1 protein-coding gene is annotated in these 4,144 nt (G+C 64.6%); it reads left to right on the plus strand.

The window, feature by feature from the left end; translation table 11 throughout:
- Positions 1 to 4,005 (plus strand): DNA-directed RNA polymerase subunit beta' (gene rpoC, locus ACFMO5_RS00075; protein ID WP_376790731.1); only part of this gene is annotated, 4,005 nt, incomplete at its 5' end.
- Positions 4,006 to 4,144 lie beyond the last annotated feature (139 nt).

Below are 4,144 nucleotides of genomic sequence, written 5' to 3' on the forward strand. Positions count from 1 at the left end.
GCGACGGTGCGCCGGGAGCGGATGGGGCATATTACGCTGGCCGCCCCGGTGGCCCACATCTGGTATACCCGACGGGTCCCCTCCTATTTGGGCTTGCTGCTCGATATCTCCCGACGCAATCTGGACCGGGTGCTTTATTTCGCTCAGTATGTGATCACCTCTGTGGATGAGGAGGCACGACAGCGGGCCTTGAAGCGCTTGGAGGAGGAGTTCGAGCGCGAGCGCCGCGCCATCGAGGCCAAGTACCAAAAGGAAATTGAGGCGCTTCTGGCCAAGGCGCAGAAGCTGGAGGAACGGGAGCGCCAGAAGTTGGCGGACCGAGAGGCGCGCATTGAGGAGAAGTGGGATGCCGAGGTCGAGGCCTTGATGCGGGAAGCCCAGCGGACCCAGGCCCGTCTCGAAGAGCGGCTGGGCAAGACGATCCGCGCGCCCATCGTCTTCGAGCCCACGGGGGAGGTGATCGCCGACGCCGGGGAGACGGTGACCCGAGAGCACCTGGGGGTCCTGAAACGGATCCTGGATGAGCAGCTGAGCCGGATCAAGGAAAAGGAGAGCGCTGAGCGTTCCCGCGCCTTGGCCAAAACCGAGGAGACGCTGAAGGCCCTCCGCGAGGCGGTGGAAGAGAAGATCGCCGCTTTGAAAGATCAGGCTGCTCGCGAGATCGAGGCGCTGCGCCAGCGCGTCCAGGCGGAGCGCGATGAGCTGGTGAGCCTGGCCCCGCTGCAATTCCTGGGGGAGAGTAAATATCGGGAGCTCAAGAGCAAGTGGGGGCAGGTCTTCAAGGCCGAGATGGGAGCGGAGGCTTTCGAGGAGATCCTGCAGCGCCTGGATCTCGAGCAGATGGCGAAGGAGTTGTGGCAGGAGATCCGTCAGGCCAAATCCAAGCAGCGCCGCAAGAAGGCGATCAAGCGCCTCCAGATCGTTCGCGCCTTCCTGCGGAGCGGCAACCGTCCGGAGTGGATGATCCTGCGGGTCCTGCCTGTCCTGCCGCCCGATTTGCGACCCATGGTCCAGCTGGACGGCGGGCGTTTCGCCACCTCGGACCTGAATGATCTCTATCGGCGCGTCATCAACCGGAATAACCGTCTGAAGCGGTTGCTGGAGTTGGGGGCTCCCGATGTGATCATCCGCAACGAAAAGCGTATGCTCCAGGAGGCCGTGGACGCCCTGATCGATAACTCGCAGCGGGGCAAGGCCATGTCTCGCCGCGGACGCCGCGAGCTGAAATCCCTCAGCGATATGCTGCGAGGGAAGAAGGGGCGCTTCCGCCGGAACCTGCTGGGCAAGCGGGTGGACTACTCGGGGCGCTCGGTGATCGTAGTTGGGCCACAGCTGAAACTCCACCAGTGCGGCCTTCCCAAGTCAATGGCCCTGGAGCTCTACAAGCCGTTCGTGATCGCCAAGCTGATTCAGTATAACTACGCGGCGAACATCAAAGGCGCCCGGCGGCTGATCGAGCGCCAGCGGCCTGAGGTATGGGAGGTGCTGGAGGAGGTCATCAAGGAGCGGCCGGTGTTGCTCAACCGCGCACCCACCCTCCACCGTCTGGGCATCCAGGCCTTCGAGCCGGTGCTGGTGGAGGGCAAGGCGATCCAGATCCACCCGTTGGTCTGTGCCGCCTTCAACGCAGACTTCGATGGGGACCAGATGGCCGTTCACGTCCCGCTCTCGGACATGGCCGTCTGGGAGGCCCGTAATCTCATGCTGTCCAGCAAGAACCTGCTGCTGCCGGCCAACGGCGAGCCGGTGGTCGGCCCCACCAAGGACATGGTGCTGGGCTGCTACTACATGACCATGACCCTCCCCAACGGCCAGGCGGAGGTCCGCAAGGTCTTCGCCAGTCTGGAGGAGGTCGAGCTGGCCTACAACCTAGGCAAGGTCGCGCTGCACACCCCGATCCGCGTTTACACCGAGACCGTCTACGATGAGAACGGCCAGCGCTATCCTGATGGGCGGCCGCGTCGACGCCTGATCGAGACCACGGTCGGGCGGGCCCTTTTCAATCTGTCCCTCCCGGAGGGGCTGCGCTTCGTGAACGATACGATGGATAAGGGCCGGCTGAAGGATTTGGTGGCTCAATGCTTCCAGTGGCTGGGGCCAGAGGCCACGGTGGAGATGGTGGACCGACTGAAGGAGATCGGCTTCCGCTACGCCACGCGCTCAGGCATCACGATCGCCGTGGCCGACCTCCCCATCCCCCAGGTCAAGCGCGATGTGCTGGCCCGCTATGAAGCTTTGGTGGCGGAGGTGGAGCGCCAGTATCGGCGGGGCCTGCTGACCGAGGAGGAGCGTTACAACCGCGTGATCGACCTCTGGCAGCGGGCGACCAATGAGATCGCCGAGGCCGTCAAGCAGATCATGAGTTCGGATAACAATGTGGCCGTTATGGCGATCTCCGGGGCCACGAAGGGCGGTTTCCAGCCGGTGGCTCAGCTGGCCGGAATGCGCGGCCTGATGGCGGACCCGACCGGGCGGATTATCGAGCTCCCGATCCGCTCCAACTTCCGAGAGGGGCTGACCACCATCGAGTATTTCATCTCGACCCACGGCGCCCGCAAGGGCCTGGCCGATACCGCCCTGCGCACGGCCGACGCGGGCTACCTCACCCGTCGGCTGGTGGACGTGGCTCAGGATGTGATCATCAACGCCCATGACTGCGGCACCCGCTCCGGCATCTGGATCCGCGCCAACGACGATGTGGGCGGCCAGACGCTGCGGGAGCGGATCTTCGGCCGGGTCTTGGCGGCGCCGGTCTTCGATCCACGGACGGGCGCGCTGATCGCCGACACGGGCACGCTCCTCGACGAGGTGCTGGCGGAGCGTATTGAGAAGGCGGGGGTCCAGGAGGTTTACGTCCGCTCGCCGATGACCTGTCAACTGCGCTATGGGGTCTGCGCGCTCTGTTATGGACGCGACCTGGGGACAGGCCGTCTGGTTGAGGTGGGGACGGCAGTGGGGATCATCGCTGCTCAATCGATCGGTGAGCCTGGGACGCAGCTCACCCTAAGGACCTTCCACACCGGCGGCGTGGCCGGCGTTGCGGACATCACGCAGGGTCTGCCGCGGGTGGAGGAGCTCTTTGAGGCCCGCCGGCATCCCAAGGGCGAAGGCCTGATGGCCGATATCGATGGCATCGTCCATATCTATCGCACAGAGGAAGGGGCGCGGCGGATCCGCCTGGTGAAGAGCGAGCGCAAGGAAGACGTTTACGAGATCCCCGGCAACTGGTCGATCAAGGTGGAGGATGGCCAGGAGGTGGTGGAGGGCCAGGTGCTGGCCAGCCGCGGGGAGCAGCAAGTCACCGCCCGGCACGCCGGCCGGGTGGTCTACCGCAAGGGCGAGCCGCTGAAGGTGGTCTATGAGCTCCGGGAGGAGCGGGAATATGAAGTCCCGGCCACCGCGCGCCTGCTGGTGGAGGAAGGCCAGAAGGTGAAGGCGGGCGACGCCTTGACCGAGGGGCCCAAGAACCCACACCGTATCCTGCGCCTGCTGGGCCGCGAGGCCGTGCAGCTCTACCTGCTCAGCGAGCTCCAGAAGGTTTACCGCTCCCAAGGCGTGAACATCAACGACAAGCACTTCGAGATCATCATCCGCAAGATGCTGAGCAAGGTCCAGATCATCAACCCCGGGGATACCGACTTTCTGCCCGGCGACTTGGTGGATCGCCTGATCCTTCAGGATATCAACGCGAAGCTGGTGGCAGAGGGCAAGCGCCCGGCTACCGCTCAGCAAGTCCTGCTCGGCATCACCAAGGCGGCCCTGGCGACGGACTCCTTCCTGTCGGCCGCCTCCTTCCAGCATACGATCCGGGTGCTCGCTGGAACGGCCTTGGAAGGCAAGATCGACGAGCTGCGCGGGTTGAAGGAGAACGTGATCATCGGCCGCCTGATCCCCGTCGGAACCGGGTTCCGGTATTACGCTGAAAAGCAGGGCATGGCGGCGATGTCCCGTGGGGGCGCGGGCCCGACCCTGGCGGAGGCGGTCGCGACGGCGCTCGACCTCTAAGCTGTAAAAGCCGAGAGAAGAGAGGGGGGTTGGAGCTGACCGAAATTCATGCCCAACCCCTCTCTTTTTTCAGGCGCTGCGCGGTCGGAAGCTGTAGGGCTTTTTCCGCTTTAGTTCCTTGGGGGTGGGGGCGAGCCGG

The sequence above is a fragment of the Thermoflexus sp. genome (assembly GCF_042408365.1).
GTDB lineage: Bacteria > Chloroflexota > Anaerolineae > Thermoflexales > Thermoflexaceae > Thermoflexus.